The 17568-nt window shown below is 56.2% G+C and carries 18 protein-coding genes; 9 read left to right on the top strand and 9 right to left on the bottom strand.

Annotation, left to right across the window (positions count from 1 at the left end; genetic code table 11):
* Positions 1-99 precede the first annotated feature (99 nt).
* The 7 genes from ACO5Z0_RS06470 to ACO5Z0_RS06500 all read left to right on the top strand — a co-directional run bounded on the left by ACO5Z0_RS06470 (position 100) and on the right by ACO5Z0_RS06500 (position 7304).
* Positions 100-591, top strand: coding sequence for an NADH-quinone oxidoreductase subunit NuoE family protein (locus tag ACO5Z0_RS06470; RefSeq protein WP_485649630.1), 492 nt, complete (start codon positions 100-102; stop codon positions 589-591).
* Positions 592-650: 59 nt separating this feature from the next.
* Positions 651-1901, top strand: a complete 1251-nt coding sequence (locus ACO5Z0_RS06475) for a complex I 51 kDa subunit family protein (protein ID WP_442675992.1) — start codon at positions 651-653, stop codon at positions 1899-1901.
* Complete coding sequence (locus ACO5Z0_RS06480) at positions 1901-3661, top strand: NADH-dependent [FeFe] hydrogenase, group A6 (RefSeq protein WP_485649631.1); 1761 nt, start codon at positions 1901-1903, stop codon at positions 3659-3661. The genes ACO5Z0_RS06475 and ACO5Z0_RS06480 overlap by 1 nt, the downstream gene beginning before the upstream one ends.
* 118 nt (positions 3662-3779) lie before the next feature.
* A complete protein-coding gene (locus ACO5Z0_RS06485) occupies positions 3780-4145 on the top strand; it encodes a type II toxin-antitoxin system RelE/ParE family toxin (protein ID WP_485649632.1) in 366 nt (121 codons plus the stop codon).
* On the top strand, positions 4135-4422 hold the full coding sequence (locus tag ACO5Z0_RS06490; RefSeq protein ID WP_485649633.1) for a helix-turn-helix domain-containing protein: 288 nt from the start codon (positions 4135-4137) through the stop codon (positions 4420-4422). The genes ACO5Z0_RS06485 and ACO5Z0_RS06490 overlap by 11 nt, the downstream gene beginning before the upstream one ends.
* A 79-nt stretch (positions 4423-4501) precedes the next feature.
* On the top strand, positions 4502-5833 hold the full coding sequence (locus tag ACO5Z0_RS06495; protein ID WP_485649634.1) for a threonine/serine exporter family protein: 1332 nt from the start codon (positions 4502-4504) through the stop codon (positions 5831-5833).
* Positions 5834-5972: 139 nt separating this feature from the next.
* A complete protein-coding gene (locus tag ACO5Z0_RS06500) occupies positions 5973-7304 on the top strand; it encodes a threonine/serine exporter family protein (protein ID WP_442675997.1) in 1332 nt (443 codons plus the stop codon).
* 165 nt (positions 7305-7469) lie between these two features.
* On the opposite strand, the gene ACO5Z0_RS06505 is transcribed toward ACO5Z0_RS06500, so the two are convergent.
* The 4 genes from ACO5Z0_RS06505 to ACO5Z0_RS06520 form a co-directional block, all read right to left on the bottom strand.
* Positions 7470-7712, bottom strand: a complete 243-nt coding sequence (locus ACO5Z0_RS06505) for a phospho-N-acetylmuramoyl-pentapeptide-transferase (RefSeq protein WP_485649635.1) — start codon at positions 7710-7712, stop codon at positions 7470-7472.
* Between the two features lie 63 nt (positions 7713-7775).
* The gene (locus ACO5Z0_RS06510) at positions 7776-8567 is read right to left on the bottom strand and encodes a hypothetical protein (protein ID WP_485649636.1); all 792 of its coding nucleotides are present in this window, start codon (positions 8565-8567) and stop codon (positions 7776-7778) included.
* Positions 8568-8623: 56 nt separating this feature from the next.
* Positions 8624-9289 carry a DUF5105 domain-containing protein gene (locus tag ACO5Z0_RS06515; RefSeq protein WP_485649637.1) on the bottom strand — a complete coding sequence of 222 codons (666 nt, stop codon included), beginning with the start codon at positions 9287-9289 and terminating at the stop codon, positions 8624-8626.
* A gap of 246 nt (positions 9290-9535) precedes the next feature.
* Complete coding sequence (locus tag ACO5Z0_RS06520; protein ID WP_442676001.1) at positions 9536-10267, bottom strand: LytR/AlgR family response regulator transcription factor; 732 nt, start codon at positions 10265-10267, stop codon at positions 9536-9538.
* A gap of 137 nt (positions 10268-10404) precedes the next feature.
* Between ACO5Z0_RS06520 and ACO5Z0_RS06525 the strand changes: the two genes are divergently transcribed.
* Positions 10405-11760, top strand: a complete 1356-nt coding sequence (locus ACO5Z0_RS06525) for a GHKL domain-containing protein (RefSeq protein ID WP_485649638.1) — start codon at positions 10405-10407, stop codon at positions 11758-11760.
* Between the two features lie 121 nt (positions 11761-11881).
* Positions 11882-12127: a hypothetical protein gene (locus ACO5Z0_RS06530; protein ID WP_485649639.1), complete on the top strand. Its 246-nt coding sequence runs from the start codon at positions 11882-11884 to the stop codon at positions 12125-12127.
* A 172-nt stretch (positions 12128-12299) separates the two neighbouring features.
* Here ACO5Z0_RS06530 and sucD read toward each other — a convergent pair whose 3' ends face one another.
* The 5 genes from sucD to scfA form a co-directional block, all read right to left on the bottom strand.
* A complete protein-coding gene (gene sucD / locus ACO5Z0_RS06535; protein WP_442676003.1) occupies positions 12300-13205 on the bottom strand; it encodes a succinate--CoA ligase subunit alpha in 906 nt (301 codons plus the stop codon).
* A gap of 21 nt (positions 13206-13226) precedes the next feature.
* Entirely contained in the window at positions 13227-14417 is a 1191-nt protein-coding gene (gene sucC / locus ACO5Z0_RS06540) for an ADP-forming succinate--CoA ligase subunit beta (protein ID WP_485649640.1), read from the bottom strand.
* A gap of 336 nt (positions 14418-14753) precedes the next feature.
* Positions 14754-15734, bottom strand: a complete 981-nt coding sequence (locus ACO5Z0_RS06545) for a KpsF/GutQ family sugar-phosphate isomerase (RefSeq protein WP_442676005.1) — start codon at positions 15732-15734, stop codon at positions 14754-14756.
* Positions 15735-15880: 146 nt separating this feature from the next.
* The gene (gene scfB, locus ACO5Z0_RS06550) at positions 15881-17275 is read right to left on the bottom strand and encodes a thioether cross-link-forming SCIFF peptide maturase (RefSeq protein ID WP_485649641.1); all 1395 of its coding nucleotides are present in this window, start codon (positions 17273-17275) and stop codon (positions 15881-15883) included.
* Positions 17276-17353: 78 nt separating this feature from the next.
* A complete protein-coding gene (gene scfA, locus ACO5Z0_RS06555; RefSeq protein ID WP_442672910.1) occupies positions 17354-17497 on the bottom strand; it encodes a six-cysteine ranthipeptide SCIFF in 144 nt (47 codons plus the stop codon).
* Positions 17498-17568: the final 71 nt, after the last annotated feature.

The raw sequence follows: 17568 nt of genomic DNA on the forward strand, positions 1-17568 counted from the left end.
CGAAACACTTGATATTTCAAGTGTTTCGTGACAAATTCCCCGTTTCCTTTTATAATGATAAAAGAGAACTTCTATTTCCCAAGAAAAGGAGCTGCTGCCATGAACGCCATACCGGAAAACCTTACGCTCGCGACGCGCGAAAAGATTGACCGCGTGCTTGAGGCTCATTCCTACGACCCGACGCAGATCGTCGGCATCCTGCTCGACGTGCAGGATCTCTTCGAGCGTCACTATGTGCCCGAGTCCGCCGCCTACTATGTGGCGGAAAAATTGCCGCTGAAAATTTCTTTGATCTACGACTGTCTGACCTTTTACGCGAGCTTGTCGCCCACGCCGCGTGCCAAATACCCGATCGAGATCTGCGACTCTGTCGTCTGTCGCATCAACGAGAACGAAACACTTCTCTCGGCGCTCAAGAGTCTCCTTGGCATTGACATCGGCGAAGTCACCTACGACGGACGCTTCACACTGGAAAAGACGCCATGCTTCGGCGCTTGTGACATCGCGCCCGCCGTGCGCGTCAACGGCGAAGTCTACGGACACCTCGACAGCCGTGAAAAGATCGAGGATCTGCTCCATACGCTGCAATAACAAAAAGCAGCGAACTTCATAGAACGGAAACGGAACACACCCGCACGAAAGGAGACTATATGAGCAAGGTTTCTTTCATGACAAAGAACTTCCATCGCTACGACCCTATGTCCATCGAATCGTACTTGTCGATCGGCGGTTTCAGCGCACTCAAAAAGGCCGTCACAATGGACGGCGAGGACATCGCCGCACTTCTCTCCGAAGCGCAGATCAAGGGGCGCGGCGGCGCCGCCTATCCTATGGGGCGCAAGTGGTCGCAGGCGCGTGCCGTCAAAGGCGAGCACAAGGTCATCATCTGCAACGCCGACGAGGGCGAGCCATGCACCTTCAAGGATCGCGAACTCATCACGAACGACCCCTTCAACCTCATCGAAGCCATGACGATCGGCGCTTGGAGCATCCGCGCACAGGACGGCTACATCTACCTGCGCGAAGAGTACGCGCACCTTCGCGCACGCCTCAAGAACGCCATTGAAGAAGCCGAGCGCTGCGGCTTCCTCGGCAAGAACATCCTCGGCAAAGAGGGCTTCAACTTCCGCATCCACCTCTATTCGGGGGCGGGCGCTTACGTCTGCGGCGAAGGCACGGCGCTCATCCGCTCCATTGAGGGCAAGGCGGGCAGACCGCGCATGAAGCCGCCCTTCATCAAGCAGAGCGGTCTTTTCGCGCTGCCGACGTGCGTCAACAACGTCGAGAGCCTTTCCATCGTGCCGCATCTCCTGTTGGACGACAAAAAAGAATACATCGGCTACGGCTCGGGCGAATCCCTCGGCACAAAGCTCGTATCTGTCGGCGGCAACGTCAACCGACCCGCCGTCTTTGAGATCCCCTTCGGTACGACCGTGCGCGAGATCATCTACGAGCTTGCGGGCGGCATCCAGGGCGGCCGCCGCATCCGCCTCATCCAATTCGGCGGCGCGTCAGGCAAGATCGCTGACGAAGCCATTCTCGACGTCCCCTACACCTACGACGACCTCAAGGCGGCGGGCGTCACGGTCGGCTCGGGGGCAATCCTCGTCGTCGATGAGCGCACAAGCGTCCTCGATTTCCTGCGCATGACACAGGCGTTCTTCTCGCACGAAAGCTGCGGTCAGTGTACGCCGTGCCGCGAGGGCGTTCTCCACATCAAACTCATCTTGGAAAAGTTCGCGCAAGGCACCGCGACGGAAAAGGATCTCGAAAACATGAAGATGATCGCGCGCATCATGCCCATGTCCGCCCTCTGCGGCCTTGGCGAAAGCGCCGAAAACGCCCTTTCCGCCGCATTCAAGCTCTTTCCCGAAACATTCCGGATCGGAGGCGTACACTGATGGCAGAAGAAAAAGAACTCGTACACCTGAAAATCAACAACATCCCCGTCGAAGTCCCCAAAGGCACGAAGATCATCGACGCCGCACGCAAGGTACACATCAACATCCCGCACCTCTGCTACCACCCCGATCAGCGCGTCAAGGCTCGCTGCCGCATCTGTTCCATCGAGGTTACAGGCAGCCGCCGTCTCATGGCGGCATGTGCGACCGAGGTCTGGGAAGGCATGGAAGTCCATACGGACACGCAGATCGTGCGCGACACGCAGATCGCCATCCTGCAGCTCATCCTCGCCAACCACAACCAAGACTGTCTGAACTGTCCGCGCAACCACCGCTGCGACCTGCAGGAACTTTGCAGCCGCTTCAACATCGGTCACACGGGGCTTCCCATCGTCGTCGAAAACCGAGAGGACGCGGCGAACAACCCGAGCATCGCCCGCGACCCGACGAAATGCATCAAATGCGGTCGCTGCATCCGCGCCTGCAAAGACGTACAGGGCATCGAAGCCTTGAACTTCGCAGGCAGAAGCGACAAGATCACCGTCACGACCGCCTACGACAGCCCGTTGGAAGCGACCGACTGCATCCTCTGCGGTCAGTGCAGCCTCGTCTGTCCGACAGGCGCGATCACGGAAAAAGACGACACGCAGCGCGTCCTCGACGCCCTGCAAGACCCGAAGAAGCACGTCATCGTGCAGGTCGCGCCCGCCGTGCGCGTCTCCTTGGGCGACGAATTCCATCTGCCGCCCGGCGCCATCGTCACGGGACAGATGGTCGCCGCCTTGAAGCGCCTCGGCTTCGACCGCGTCTTCGACACGAACTTCGGCGCCGACCTCACGATCATGGAAGAAGGGCATGAATTCATCCATCGCTTAGAACACGGCGGCACGCTTCCCATGATGACCTCGTGCAGCCCCGGCTGGGTCAACTACGTCGAAAAGCATTACAGCGACCTGCTCGATCACCTCTCGACGGCGAAGTCGCCCATGCAGATCTTCGGCGCCGTCGCCAAGACCTACTATCCGAAGCAGGCGGGCATCCCCGTCGAGGACATCGTGACCGTTTCTGTCATGCCATGCACGGCGAAGAAGTTCGAAGCGGCGCGTCCCGAGATGGGCAGAGACGGTCATCAAGATGTGGACATCGTCATCACGACGCGCGAGCTTGCCAAGCTCATTCACTATGTCGGCATCACTTTCCACGATCTGCCCGAAGAGGACTTCGACAGCCCGCTTGGCACAGCGTCGGGCGCAGGCGCGATCTTCGGCACGACGGGCGGCGTCATGGAAGCCGCGCTGCGCACCGTCTACGAAAAAGCGACGGGCAAGACGCTCCCTTCCATCGACTTCCTCGCCGTGCGCGGCATGGACGGCATCAAGGAAGCAACCGTCGACCTTGATGGACGCAAGGTGCGCATCGCCGTCGCACATACGCTCAAGAACGCCAAGCGCATCTTGGACGATGTCAAAGCAGGCAAAAGCCCCTACGACTTCATCGAGGTCATGGCGTGCCCCGGCGGCTGCCAAGGCGGCGGCGGACAACCTCTCAATACGACGAATGCACGCCGCGCCGAGCGTATGAAAGCGCTCTACGAAATCGACAAGAACCTCCCCGTGCGAAAATCCCACGAAAACCCCGAAGTCGTGCGCATCTACAAAGAATTCCTCGGCGCCCCCCTAAAAGGCAAGGCGCACGAACTGCTGCACACGCAGTTTCACAAGGCGGAGAAGCTCTACGACTTCACGAGCGCGGGAAAATAATAACGGAAGCAACAAAGTCGGAAAGAGGGGGCATTCCAAGCCCCCTCTTTTTGAAAGAAGGTCTTATTTCACCTTGCCATCCAATAAAATTTAAGGCACAATAAAGGAAGGAGGTATTATGTATCCGATTTATTTTTATCGTAACAAAAATGGAAAAGAGCCTGTTCTCGAATATTTGCAGCAGCTCTCCATGAAATCCGGCAAAGACAGCCGCATCAAGGCAAACAAAATTCAAGATTATATTGAAGCATTAAGCAAGATGGGGACACATTTAGGTCTGCCTTATGTAAAACATATTGAAGATGACCTCTGGGAACTTCGCCCTCTGCGCGACAGAATTTTCTTCGTCACCTGGCACGAAGGCAGCTTCGTTTTGCTCCATCACTTCATGAAGAAAACGCAGAAAACACCTTTGCGCGAAATAGAAAAAGCAAGAAAAGAAATCGCTGATTTGAAAGAAAGAGGTGTCCATCATGAAAAATAATTCTGCAATCGGAAAAAACTGGCAGGACGTGCGCAAGGAACTTTTTTCGACCGACGAAATCGCGGAAAGCAATCTGCGCGTCTCCCTCATCACTGCGTTGATTCAAGCTCGCCAAGAACAAGGTCTCTCGCAGAAGCAGTTGGAGGAATTAAGCGGCGTGAAACAGCCTGTGATTGCCCGCATGGAACGAGGAACCTCAACCCCGAGTGTTTCCACCATCCTGAAACTGCTCACTCCTTTAGGCAAAAAGCTTGCCATCGTTCCTTTAGAAAGTTGACCACTTCACAAGTGCCGATTCAACTGAGAAGAATTCACTAACCAACAAACAACACGAATAAAAGAGGCTAAAATACACTATGGAACCATCCCTTGAACAAGTATTCAAAGACCCATTTTACAAAATCACCTACAAGATGTCCCTGATCCTGACCGTCGGCAGGCTCATGATGGAGAACGGCGCGGACTCTGACCGCACAGCCCGCTACATCATGCGCGCGGCGGCGTACATGGGAATCCCCGCCGAACATGTCGGCTGCCATATCATGTATACGACGCTTCTCCTAAACGTCAAAAACGAGGAGCACACCTACACGGAAATCACCAAATGCCGCAAGCACAATGTCAGCATGAGCGTTCTCGCCGCCGTCAGCCGTACAATGTGGCGCGCCATGCGCGACGGCTGGTCGCTCGAACGATTCGAAAAAGAACTCGATCGCATCGAAAGCCGCAAAAGCCCCTATTCGCCCTTTGCAATCGCCATCGGTTCGAGCCTTGCCTGCGGCGGCTCCTGCCTGCTCTTCGGCGGCGACTTCATCGCCTTTTTCATCACGGCGGTCTGCGCCTTCTTCGGCTTCTATGCACGCACGATCTGCAACGAGCGCGGCTTCAACAACTATGCGGGCATCGCCATCGCCGCCTTCGTCGCGACGTCCTTGGCAGCGCTCTCCCAAGGCGTCGTTCACTCCGCGACGCCCATGCACCCCATCGTCGCCTGCGCCCTCTTCCTCGTCCCCGGCGTACCGCTCATCAATGCGGCAGATGATATGCTCAACAACTTCATCATGGCAGGCATCACGCGCGCCTTTCATACCGTTCTCATCGTCGGCTCGATGGCGTTCGGCACGGCGGCAGCGCTGCACCTCGGTCATATCACCGACTTTGCGACCATCAGCCTCAGTCCCGGCGACATCTACCTCTACCACCCGCTCGCAGCGGCGATCTCCGCCGGCGGCTTCTCCATGCTCTTCAAAGTGCCGAAGCGTGTCCTCTGGGTCGTTTCCGTCGGCGGCGCCATCACCGTCCTCCTTCGAAATATCTGCATGTTCGACTTCGGGCTGAGCCAAGCGGCAGGCACATTCATCGGCGGCGCCGTCGTCGGTCTCCTCGCGCTCAACGCCCTGCGCTGGTTCCATGTGCCGAACGTCGTCCTCCGAACGCCGTCCGCCATCCCCCTCGTGCCCGGCATCCTGCTCTATCGCCTGCTCTTCACGCTGCTCAACATCAACGAAGTCAGCACCGACATCCTCCTCGGCGCGCTTAGAAACGGCATCGAAGCCGCGACCATCCTCATCAGCATCGCTGTCAGCGTCGCCATCCCGAACATCTTCTGGTCGCGCCGGATTCGCAAAAACAAACTCGCACAGGAAAAGAAACTGCTCGCATCGAGATTCGTCGATCAGGAAGATTGAAGCAACATCGAAACACGGACTGTCTATGCGCAGTCCGCTTAAAATTATCGCAATATTCCAAACTATAATTATAGAATAACCTCAAGGCATACATTCGTTGTGCGCCCCCGTCCATCGTCTTACATGAAAGGAGATTCTCATGGAACCCACGAAAGAACATGTTCTCACACACCCCTTCTCCCAGATCATCTACAAAATGCACCTGATCCTCCTCGTCGCCCGCACGATGATGGAAAACGGCGCCGACTCCGACCGCACATCACAGTACATCATGCGCACGGCGGCATACATGGGCATCCCCGCCGAAAACATCAGCTGCCACATCGCCTACACGACCATCATGCTCAACGTCAAGGACGAGGAGCGCACCTACACGCGCTTCAGCAAGTGCCGCACGCATCGCGTGAACATGCTCGTCCTCTCCGCCGTCAGCCGCATGATCTGGCGTGCCATGCGCGACGCGTGGTCACTTGAACGCTTCGAGCGCGAGATGGAACAGCTCGATGAGCGAAAATCTCCTTACAGCGGCTTCTTGACAGCGCTCGGAGCCGGCTTCGCGTGCGCCGGCTCCTGCGCCCTCTTTGGCTGCGATCTCGCCGCCTTCTTCATCACGGCGCTCGCCGCCTTCCTCGGCTTCTATATGCGGCGCTTCTGCAACGAACACGGCTTCAACACCTATGCCGGCATCGCCATCGCCGCCTTTACCGCGACGCTCGCCGCCGTATTGCTGCAAGACCTCGAACTTTCTGCGACGCCCATGCTGCCCATCGTCGCCTGCACCCTCTTCATCGTGCCCGGCGTGCCGCTCATCAATGCGGCGAACGATCTTCTGAACCACTTCATCACTTCGGGCATGACGCGGGCGTTTGACACGCTCCTCATCGTCTGCAGCACGGCGTTCGGCATGGCGTTCGCCCTGCGCCTTGGACACGTCAGCTCGTTTACGACGGTGAGCCTCAGTCCCGGCGAGATCTACCTCTACCATCCGCTCGCCGCCGCCATCGCCGCCGGCGGCTTCTCTCTGATCTTCAGCGTGCCGCGCCGCCTGCTCTGGGTCGTCTCCACGGGCGGTGTCATCACGATCCTCCTCAGAAACATCTGTATGTTCGAGCTTGGCATGAGCCAAGCGGCCGGCACCTTCCTTGCCTCCGCCTTCGTCGGCGTCCTCGCGCTCTCCGCTATCCACTGGTTCCACACACCGAACATCGTTCTGACGATCCCATCCGCCATCCCGCTGATCCCCGGCGTTCTTCTCTACCGTTTTTTCTTCACACTCTTAAATATCAACGAAGTCAGCACCGATCTTTTGCTCGCGGCGCTTCGAAACGGCGTCGAAGCCGCGACCATCATCGCCGGCATCGCCATCGGCGTCGCCATTCCCAGCATCTTCTGGTCAAGGCAGATCCAGCGCAACAAACTCGCACAGGAGAAGAAGCTGCTCGCATCGAGATTTGTCGATCAGGAAGACTGACGGCACGATGCTCCCATGAAATCAACATGCAAAAAAGCGTGCAGCAGATTCTATTCCGCTGCACGCTTTTTATCGACCAGACTCGGTTACAAGCGCACCGTTTTGAGATTGCTAGAACTGATACAAAAGATGCGCTAAAAGACGCAAACTGAATGCCGCGCCCACTTACATCTCTCCGCCGCCCCCAATCGCCGCGTTGTGATCGTTCGACCACTTGTAGCCGAGGAACGCGCCGACGAGGTTGACGACTGCCGCCACCGACGGGTCGACCAGAATGCTGAGGATCCAGCTGACGGCAATCAGTGCAACAAAGGCAATGATGCCCTGCTTGCTGAAGCCCGTGCTGTAGAAGATACCTAGCACGAAGAAACCGAGAATTGCGCCAAGAATGGGGCTTTTTTTGCTCATGATGAATCTCTCCTTTTATACCTTAGAATGAAAGAATAATACCAGCGGCAGAAGATCTGCCGCTCATTCAGTAAATGTCGTGATGTTCCCGTCCTCGATGTTGAATACAGCCATCTCCGAAAGGGCGCTTTCGCCCGTCGGAGCAAGGAACTCAAACAGATAGCCGTATGTGCCGTCGCCAAGTTCTGCGTCCTCGACTTTGGGATGACTGCCGATTTGGAAAGTCTCGGCTTCGACGACGGTCAATTCACTATAATCGTCGGAAACCGGCTTCGCGAAATGGATCGTCGTGACCGTATCGCCCGCCTTCAAGGGCATCAGATCTTGCTCACTCGTACCATTTTCCTCAAGCTCTCGGTATGCGCCGAGGATTTGATATTCCTGCGTGTCATAGCTGTATTTGACTTGCAGATAGCACTCCTCGCCGTTAATCTTGACGGGGATGGAATAGAGGTTGTAATCGTCGCCCTCTTCGGTGATCTCGATGTAGACGGGGTGTCCGTCGAGCATCGGCCATGTGCCGCCGAAGTTGTCACGGAAAACGCCCGTGTCCCAGTCGGCGTCGATGTTTGTATCGCTGCCGAGGTGGATCACAACATTTTCATCGAGATAGAGCAGTTCGCAGCGCACCGACGAAAGGAGCGCCATTTCGCTTTCACTGAGCGTGACGGAAACGCTGCCGTTCGACGGATCGATATCGACGGCGCGGTCTTCGAGCTCTGCAAGATCACTGGCCTTAGCAAAACATACTCCCGCTTTCACCGATGCATCATCGCCGCCGCCCGCAAGGATGAGCATCAAAAAAAGAACCGCGAAAGCCTGTCCCAGTATGCGGCAAAAACGATTCATCAACATATTCCCTCCTTCGAGTTTTCTTTTCCTATTGCCCGCGCTGGACAATCCGTCTTTTCTTACTTCTCGCCGTCAAGGAACTTCTGAATCGCCTTCGGATCTTTCGGCGCCCAGTGCAGCGTCTTGCCGTCGTCGCTCTTCACCATATCGCACGGTACTTCAAGCGTCTTTTCCGTGTCGTAGGGAATCTCGTCGATGAACTTGCGCAGGACATCCATCGCTCCCTGCTGATAGGCTGGATCGTTGCGGACGTCAACGCCCTGCTGCTGTGCAAGACCGAGAACAACACCCAAAGCGACGAGATCTTCGTTCGTCTGCATCAGCTTGTCAAGCTCCGCCTTGTCGACCGGCGTTGCCGAAAGCTCGACGACGGGATGCTCGCTGTCGTCCTTCTTGACTTTCGCCTTGAGGCTCATGTTCGCCTTGCGGTCAGCGACATAGTAATTTGTGATGGCAGTCGCATTGTCCTCGGTGAGCATCATGCTCTGGAACATCTGATCCACTTCGGTCAGGAGCGCCTCGCTGATCTTATCCTTCTGTTCCTTCGTCATGCCCGTCGCTTCAGTCTTATCCGTATCGCCGTAAGTATACAGCTCGGCATAAGCAAGGACAGCCTTATCCGCCGTATCCTTCGGCTTATCGCCGCAGCCCGCAACCAAGAACATCGCCAGAACGGCAATGAACGGCAGCAACATTCTCTTTGCCAACATCATCTTCTCCTTCATGTCACACTCTCCTCTTATATTTGTTTTCGGAAAAAGTACGGCAACACGCAAAGATAGAAAAAGCCATGCTTTCTCCACCTCTCGAATTTCTTTGCCGTCTGCATTCCTTTGCAGTTGATTATGGCAAAAAAAAACACCTTCTGCAAAGAATCTGCAAAAAGTGGTTTTTTCTTGCATGAAAGTGGTCGAAGATGCGACGCCGAAAAAGCCCCGAGGGGCTTTTATTCCAAGGCTTCCGATTGCATCCTATCGGTTCAGCATATACTGCATGTACGCCACCTTGACCGCTCCATACCGTCTGCGGCTGATCGGCAGGCGCATGCCGCTTGTGAGCACGAACGCCCCCTCTTCCATGATCTCGATTCTGTCCATATTGACGATGATACGATGGTAGCACTCAAGAAAGCGTTTGTCGCACAGCAGTCGCTCCGCGCTCCATTCATAGGTGAAGGGACGCGAGAAGTGAAACGCTTGCTCTTCAAGGACAACGTGCAGCCTGCCGCCTTCGATATCGACATAGAAGATCTTTTGGAAGGGAATCTCCAAGGCGCGGCCATTGTATTCCATATTGAGGACGCGCAAGGACTGATCGCGGCGCGCAAACACATGGCGCAGGGCGGCGCGGAAAGCATCATCCTCCGCGCCCAGCGGCTTGAGGAAGTAGCCGTCGGCAAAGACGCGATAGCCCTCCATCAGATACTCCTCGCTCGTCGTCAGGAAGATGATGCCGACGTCGGCGCTCTCAGCACGCAGGCGATGCGCCGCTTCCATACCATCGATGTCAGGCATACAGATATCGAGGATCACAAGATCATACGGCTGCTTGTCGAAGCCCACCAAAAACGCTTCCGCCGAAGCAAAGAGGTCGATCTGCACGACAGCGGTTTCCTTCGACCAATACTGTGCAAGCATCTTCGCAAGATACTGCCGCGCTGCCTCGCGCACCTCTTCTTCATCATCGACAATGGCAATACGCATCGTTTTCCGCCTTCCTTATGACCCTGTCATTCATTTGACGAAGTATAACTTCTATCGTATAATACCACAAAACCATGCGTAAGGGAATCACCGATAAATTCAGCGCTTCTACAAGAAAACAGTCTGGAGGGCTTGCCTTGAACGAAAACAGTTTCAACGTCATCTTCACTACCTTCCTTTTCCTCCTCGCTCTCCTGCCCGCCGTATACCTGCGTTACCTGCCGTTTCACACCATCCTCACGCCGAAGGTGCGGCGGCGTCTGCTGCGGGGGTATGCCGTCATCTTCTTTGCCGAACTTGTCATTTCCCTGCTGCTCTTCTTTTTCGGTGTCCTGTCCTACAGCTTTTACACGTTCAAATCCTTTTATATATTCTGCGGCTTCCTGCCCTACTTTCTGCTGAACCTCTGCCTGATTCGACCGTACGTCGCGCAGCACATCTTCATCCTCGGTATGCAGTTCATTCTCAGCGCCACAGTCTCAACGGTCTCGATCTTACTCGTGCTGATATTCACCGGAGAAAGCGCTTTTTTCGACTACTTCTCCTCCTACTGCGCCTTGAATCTCACGATCTATCTGACTGTCCTGCCCATCGTGCGGCCTTTCTTCGAGCAAATTTTTCTGCGCTTTTCCACGATCAGCACCGACCGCTTCTGGGTCTACATCTGCCCGCTGCCGCTCCTCATGCTCATCCACGACATTTACTTCTCCGCCTCGGCAAAAATCCTCGCTGTCCGCCACCTCTTCCCGCGCCTCCTGCTGCTCGTCTCCGGCGTGCTCATCGCCCTCACCGCCTGGCGCGGTCTTGAGTACATCCTCCGGCAGGCGGCGACGACCGAGCGAAATCTCATGCTCCTGACGCGTATAAATTCGATCGGCGAATACACGCGCACCTTGCAGGACAAGCAGGCGCGTCTCGCCATCGTACGCCACGATCTCAGACACAACGCACAAATGCTCGCCGATCTCATCTCACGCGGCGAAGAGGACGCCGCCATGCAGCTCGTCAAAAGCATGAACGCGCAGATCGACGCGACGCGCGTCGAGCACTTCGCAGGCAATCCTCTGATCGACGCCGCGCTCTCCGTCTATGTACGGCAGGCGCGTCAAAAGGACATCGCCGTCGAGATCAAGGTCGACATCCCCGCTTCCTTTGCTGCAGAAGTCGACCTCTCGCTCGTCCTCTGCAACCTTTTCGAAAACGCTATCCATGCGGAAGAGGACGAACCGCCGTCACAGCGCGCCATCCGCATCCTTTCGCGCACCAAAGGCGCCAGTCTCTTCTTCTCTATCGAGAACCGCACCAGCGCACCCGTACCGCTCAATACAGACGGTCTACCCGAAAGCAAGGATTGCCTGCCCGATCATGGCCACGGCACACGCTCTCTGCTGCTCTTCGCGGAAAAATACGGCGCCGAGTTCTTCACGAAGCAAAAAGACGGCTGGTTCAGCGTACTGCTGCATGTGCCGGCGGTCGAGCGTATGGAACGATGAGGGAAATGACCACTTTCATGCAAGATTTCGACACTTTTTTCCGATTTGTTGAAAACCATTCATCCATCTGCTAAACTAGGGAAAAGTGAGGCTAACGCATATAAGAAGGAGATGTTTCTTTATGAAAAATTGGTTCAAAGCTTTTGCTGTCATGGCTTCCTGTGCCGTCATGCTCGGCACGGCAGGCGTCGCTTCGGCAGACGAGTACGAATACGAGGGCTATGACGAGGACGGCAACTACGTCTACGCCGTAGCGGACGATGAGGGCAACGTCGCTGCCGTAGCCGTGGATGCGGACGGCAACTACTCCGTCAGCGCCGAGGGTGCAGACGGCAGCACCTACGACGAGGATGGCTACTACTATTAAGCAAGAGCCGCGAAACGCCCGAGATATGTATGCAGCACATACATATCTCGGGCGTTTTTCATTGGATGCGTTCTCAAAGAAACGCGGCTAAGAAAGAGATCACATGGCGCTCAAGGGCAAAAAAGAAGCCACCGCAAACCGCAGTGGCTTCTTGCTATTCCCTCGCTGAAACTCAGCAGGTATGGCACTTCTCGAAGAGACCCTTCTCCTTGAGGAGCTTGACCATCGTCTCACCAATGTGAGCGACCGTATCAGCAACGGGGATGCCCGCAGCGTTCAAAGCCGCAACCTTATCCGCCGCCGTGCCCTTGCCGCCCGAGATGATCGCGCCGGCATGACCCATGCGCTTGCCCGGAGGCGCCTGACGACCTGCGATGAAGGCGGAAACCGGCTTGTCCTTCATGTTTTCCTGAATCCACTTCGCAGCATCTTCTTCCGCCGTGCCGCCGATCTCACCGATGATGAGGACAGCGTAAGTGTTCGGATCATCCTTGAAGAGCTGCAGCGCATCGATGAAGTCCGTACCCTTGACGGGGTCGCCGCCGATGCCGACGGTCGTCGTCTGACCGATGCCCGCATTCGTAAGCTGGAAAGCAGCCTCATACGTCAAGGTGCCGGAGCGCGAGATCAGACCGACATGACCGGGCTTGCTGACCGTGCCCGGCGTGATGCCGAGCTTCGCCTGCTCGGACGTCAGAAGTCCCGGGCAATTCGGCCCGACAAGGCGCGTCTTCTTGCCCTGCATGTAGCGGCGTACCTTGACCATGTCGAGGACAGGGATATGCTCCGTGATGCAAACGACGAGATCGAGATCGGCATCTACAGCTTCCATGATGGAATCCGCCGCAAAGCGCGCGGGAACATAGACGACGGAAGCCGTAGCGCCCGTAGCCTTGACAGCGTCCGCGACCGTATTGAACACGGGAACGCCCTCGACGACCTGCCCCGCCTTGCCCGGCGTAACGCCGCCGACAATCTTCGTGCCATAGTCGAGCATCTGCTTCGTGTGGAAGAGCGCGGCCTTGCCCGTTATGCCCTGCACGATGACCTTCGTATCTTTATCAATCAAAACTGACATGTTTTTGACCTCCCTTTCGATTTAAGCCTTCGCCTCAGCAACGAGTTTGACGATCTGCTCGGCGCCGCCCTCCATCGTGGGTGCAGGGAAGACGTTGGCAATCGGCGTGTTCTTCAGGATCTCGCGGCCTTCTTCGACCTTCGTGCCCTCAAGTCGGACAACGACGGGAACCGGGAGGGATTTGCCGTCTTTGGAGATGATCTTCGCCGCCTCGATGATGCCGTTCGCGATGTTGTCGCAGCGGTTGATGCCGCCGAAGATGTTGACGAAGATGCCCTTCGCCTGACCGCCTTCAAGCATGATGTTGAACGCTTTCGCGATCTTCTCCGGCTCAGAGTCGCCGCCGACGTCGAGGAAGTTCGCAGGCTCGCCGCCATAATGCTTGATGATGTCGACCGTAGCCATAGCAAGCCCCGCGCCGTTGACCATGCAGGCAACGTCGCCGCCGAGGTTGACGTAGTTGAGGCTGGCAGCCGCAGCTTCGCGCTCTTTCGGATCCTCTTCCGTCTCATCACGCAGCTCGACGATGTCGGGGTGACGGAAAAGTGCGCTGTCGTCAAAGTTCAGCTTCGCGTCAAGCGCGATGACGTCATCGTCTTCGGTAACGACGAGCGGGTTGATCTCGACCTGCGAGCAGTCCTTGCCGATGAACGCATTGTAAAGCCCCTGCATCAGAGCCGCAGCCTTGCGGATCGCAGGACCGGGGATGTTGATGGCATATGCCATGCGCGTCGCCTGGAACGGAGCGAGACCGATGACCGGATCGATATACTCCTTGATGATCTTCTCAGGAGTTTCGGCTGCGACCTTTTCGATCTCGACGCCGCCCTCTTCAGAACCCATCATGACGATGCTTGCCGACTGGCGATCGACGACAAAGGAGAGATAATATTCCTTCTTTATTTTAGAGCCTTCTTCAATCAGGAGACGGCCGACCTTCTTGCCCTCGGGACCCGTCTGATGCGTGACGAGAACCTTGCCAAGCAGCTCCTTCGCATAGGCTTCGACTTCTTCCACGGACTTGGCAATCTTGACGCCGCCCGCCTTGCCGCGACCGCCCGCATGAATCTGCGCCTTTACCACTGTAACGGCAGAGCCGAGCTTCTTCGCATTCTCCACCGCCTCTTCGACAGTGAACGCCGGCAGACCGTTCGGCACATTGACGCCGAATTCCCGCAGGACTTGCTTGGACTGGTACTCATGAATATTCATAACCATGCCTCCCTGTTTGATGGTTCTCGGGACGAGGACATTATTTCCTCTCATTTCATCCCATAACAAATATATTGTATAATTTTTTTGCTTCGTTGTCTAGTGATTTCTTAGAAATATTATCCTCTGCAAGCCTTGCCATATCTAGGATTTATCGAAAAATTCCCACGTTCTGAATATCCACGCTCAATGATTCCTAGGAAAGTCCAAGAAGTCAAGCCCAGAGAGCGCATACCGATCGGCGAACTTTCCTTAAGGCATGAGGCGATATGTACAGCGTGATGCCGCACATATCGCCTGTGCAGATGGCGGCTGAATTTAGCCGTATTTCCTTTGTCAAACGACGCCCTGCTTCAAAAGATCGGTCAGATGAATCATACCGACCGGCGCCCCTGTCTCGTCGATGACGGGCAGAACCGTCACGGGACGCGGCTCGTGCTTTTCCATGACGGAGAGCGCCGCCGTCGCCAGCTCATCGGCGCAAATCGTCAGCGGCTCCGTAAACATGATCTCGTGCACAGGCTTATCGAGGAAAGCATAGTCCTTCGCGAGCGCACGACGGATGATGCCGTCGGTCAAAAGCCCGATAAACCTGCCCGCTGCATTCGTGACAGAGACGGCGCCAAGTCCTTTCTCCGTCATGACGAAGAGCGCATCCTTCGCCGTCTTCGTGCCCTCGACCACAGGATTCTCCTCGCCCGTGTGCATGACGTCCTGCACCTTGAGCAAGAGACGCCGACCGAGTGCGCCGCCCGGATGGAAGAGTGCAAAATCCTGTTTCTTGAAGTTTCGTACGGACATCACAGCGACAGCGACGGCGTCGCCCATAGCAAGCGTCGCGGTCGTGCTCGTCGTCGGCGCCAGCCCTAGGGGACATGCTTCCGGCTCATGTCCGATGTCGATGACGTAGTCCGAATACTCGGCAAGCTGCGAAGCGCGATTGCCCGTCATGGCGATGATCGGCGCACCGATGCGGTGAATCGCAGGCAGGATCTTCAAGACCTCCTGCACCTCGCCGCTGTTGGAGATCGCGAGCACTACATCCTTGTCCGTCACCATGCCAAGGTCGCCGTGAAACGCCTCCGCCGGATGCATGAAGAACGACGGCGTTCCCGTACTCGCAAGCGTCGCGGCGATCTTCCTGCCGACATGCCCCGATTTTCCCATACCCGTGACGATGATGCGCGCCGTGCAGTCGAGGATACACTCGACCGCGCGGCAAAACTCCTCGTCGATATTTTCCGTCAGCTTCTTCACCGCCGCCGATTCCATCGTCAAAGTTTCTACGGCTTTTTTCCGTATGACCTCTCTTTTCATTTGCTGCGCTCCTTTTCGATTTCTGAAATCACGTCCTTATTATACACCGCATGGCGCTTTCTGTGTAGATTCTCATGCGCTTTTCATACGGGGGATGGCGAAAAGGAAAAGACCCGCAGCGAAATTTCGCCGCGAGCCTTTTCCCATTACAGAGCGGTCTGCCCTTCTTTTTCCAAAGCCAGAAGCGCCTGCACATAAAGCGCACATTCGAGACGCTTTTTCTGAATCTCACAGCCGACTTCGTAAGGCTTTCTTATATCATCGTGGAAGAGGTCGGCATTGGCGTGGCAGCCGCCGCTGCAGAAGAACCGCGCCCAGCAGTCGGCGCATTTCTCCTTGTTGAGAACGTGTGATTCGCGAAAGTACGGCGGCAGTTCTTCGTCCGTCACCCCGTCGTAGATGCTGCCGAGCTTATAGCGCTTCCTGCCGACGAATTGGTGGCACGGGTAGAGATCGCCGTTTTCCGCGACGGCGAAGTATTCGTGCCCCGCGCCGCAGCCCGAAAGCCGCTTGGCGACGCACGGGCCGTTCGACAAATCCATGTTGAAGTGGAAGAAGAAGAACCCCCTGCCCGCGCGGCGGCGTTCCATATAGGCGGCAGCGAGACGGTCGTACTCCGCAAAGATGCGCGGCAGATCTTCTTCCATGAGGGCGAGCGGGCTGTCCTTCAAAACGACAGGCTCTACCGACAAGATATTGAAGCCTGCGTCGTGCATCGAGAGCACATCCTCGGTGAAGTCGAGGTTGCGCTTCGTATAAGTGCCGCGAAGATAGGTATAGATGCCGCGATAGTCCCAGTCGCCGCCCGCACGGCTCGCGAGACAGCGTTTGAAATTCCGCACAATGCGGTCGTAGGTGCCGTGCCCGCCGACGTCGGGACGCATGGCGTCGTTCGTCTCCCTGCGCCCGTCGAGCGACAGCACGAGCGAGAAATCGTTTTCGTTAAGCCATGCGATGTTTGCGTCGTTCAAGAGCATACCGTTCGTCGTCAGCGTGAGCTTGAACACCTTGCCCGTCTCCTTCTCCCGCTTTCGTACATACTCCGTGACCGCCTTGACCGTTTTCATGTTTAAGAGAGGCTCACCTCCGAAGAAGTCGATCTCGCAGTGCTTTCTCGGTCCAGAGCCTTCGATGAGAAAGTCTACGGCGCGCACCCCCACCTCTGGCGTCATGACGGTGCGCTCCATGCCATAGTTGCCGCCGTCGCCGAAACAGTATTTGCAGCGCAGATTGCAGTCCTGCGCGACCATCAGACACAGTGACTTCACAAGCCCCTTTTGGGAAAATGTCGGCGGCACGTCGATGTCTGGCGCGAAAAGCTCGCCGAGCGCCATGAGTTCGTGCAGTTCCTCGAGCGCTTCAGAAAGCTCCGCCCGCGGATACTTGCAGGCGAGCGCAGCCATGACTTCCTTATCGTTCGTACCGTCAAAAATATCCATGACATCATAGATCATCTCATCGACGACATGGACGGCGCCGCTGTTGACGTCAAGCAGGATGAAACTCTCCGCCTGCTTGAACTTGTGTATTTTTTCTTTCATGTATTTCCTCCAAATGTATGGTGCAAGCGTGAAGAAAAGACCTCTTCCCTACGGAAGAGGTCTTTTCTTCACGCCTGATTACTTCCTGCTCTCACAGACCTGATTGCCCACCGTGCAGGACGTCTTGCATGCCGACTGGCACGATGCCTGGCATTCGCCGCAGCCGCCCGTCTTGAGCGTCTTCTGCATCGTCGGCTTATTGACCGTCTTGATATGTTTCATCGTATGACCCCCTTCTTCTCGACTTTCCTATATTCTACCTGTTTTTCACGCGCTTGGCAAGATGCTGCAGC

It is taken from the genome of Selenomonas sp. (assembly GCF_057272215.1).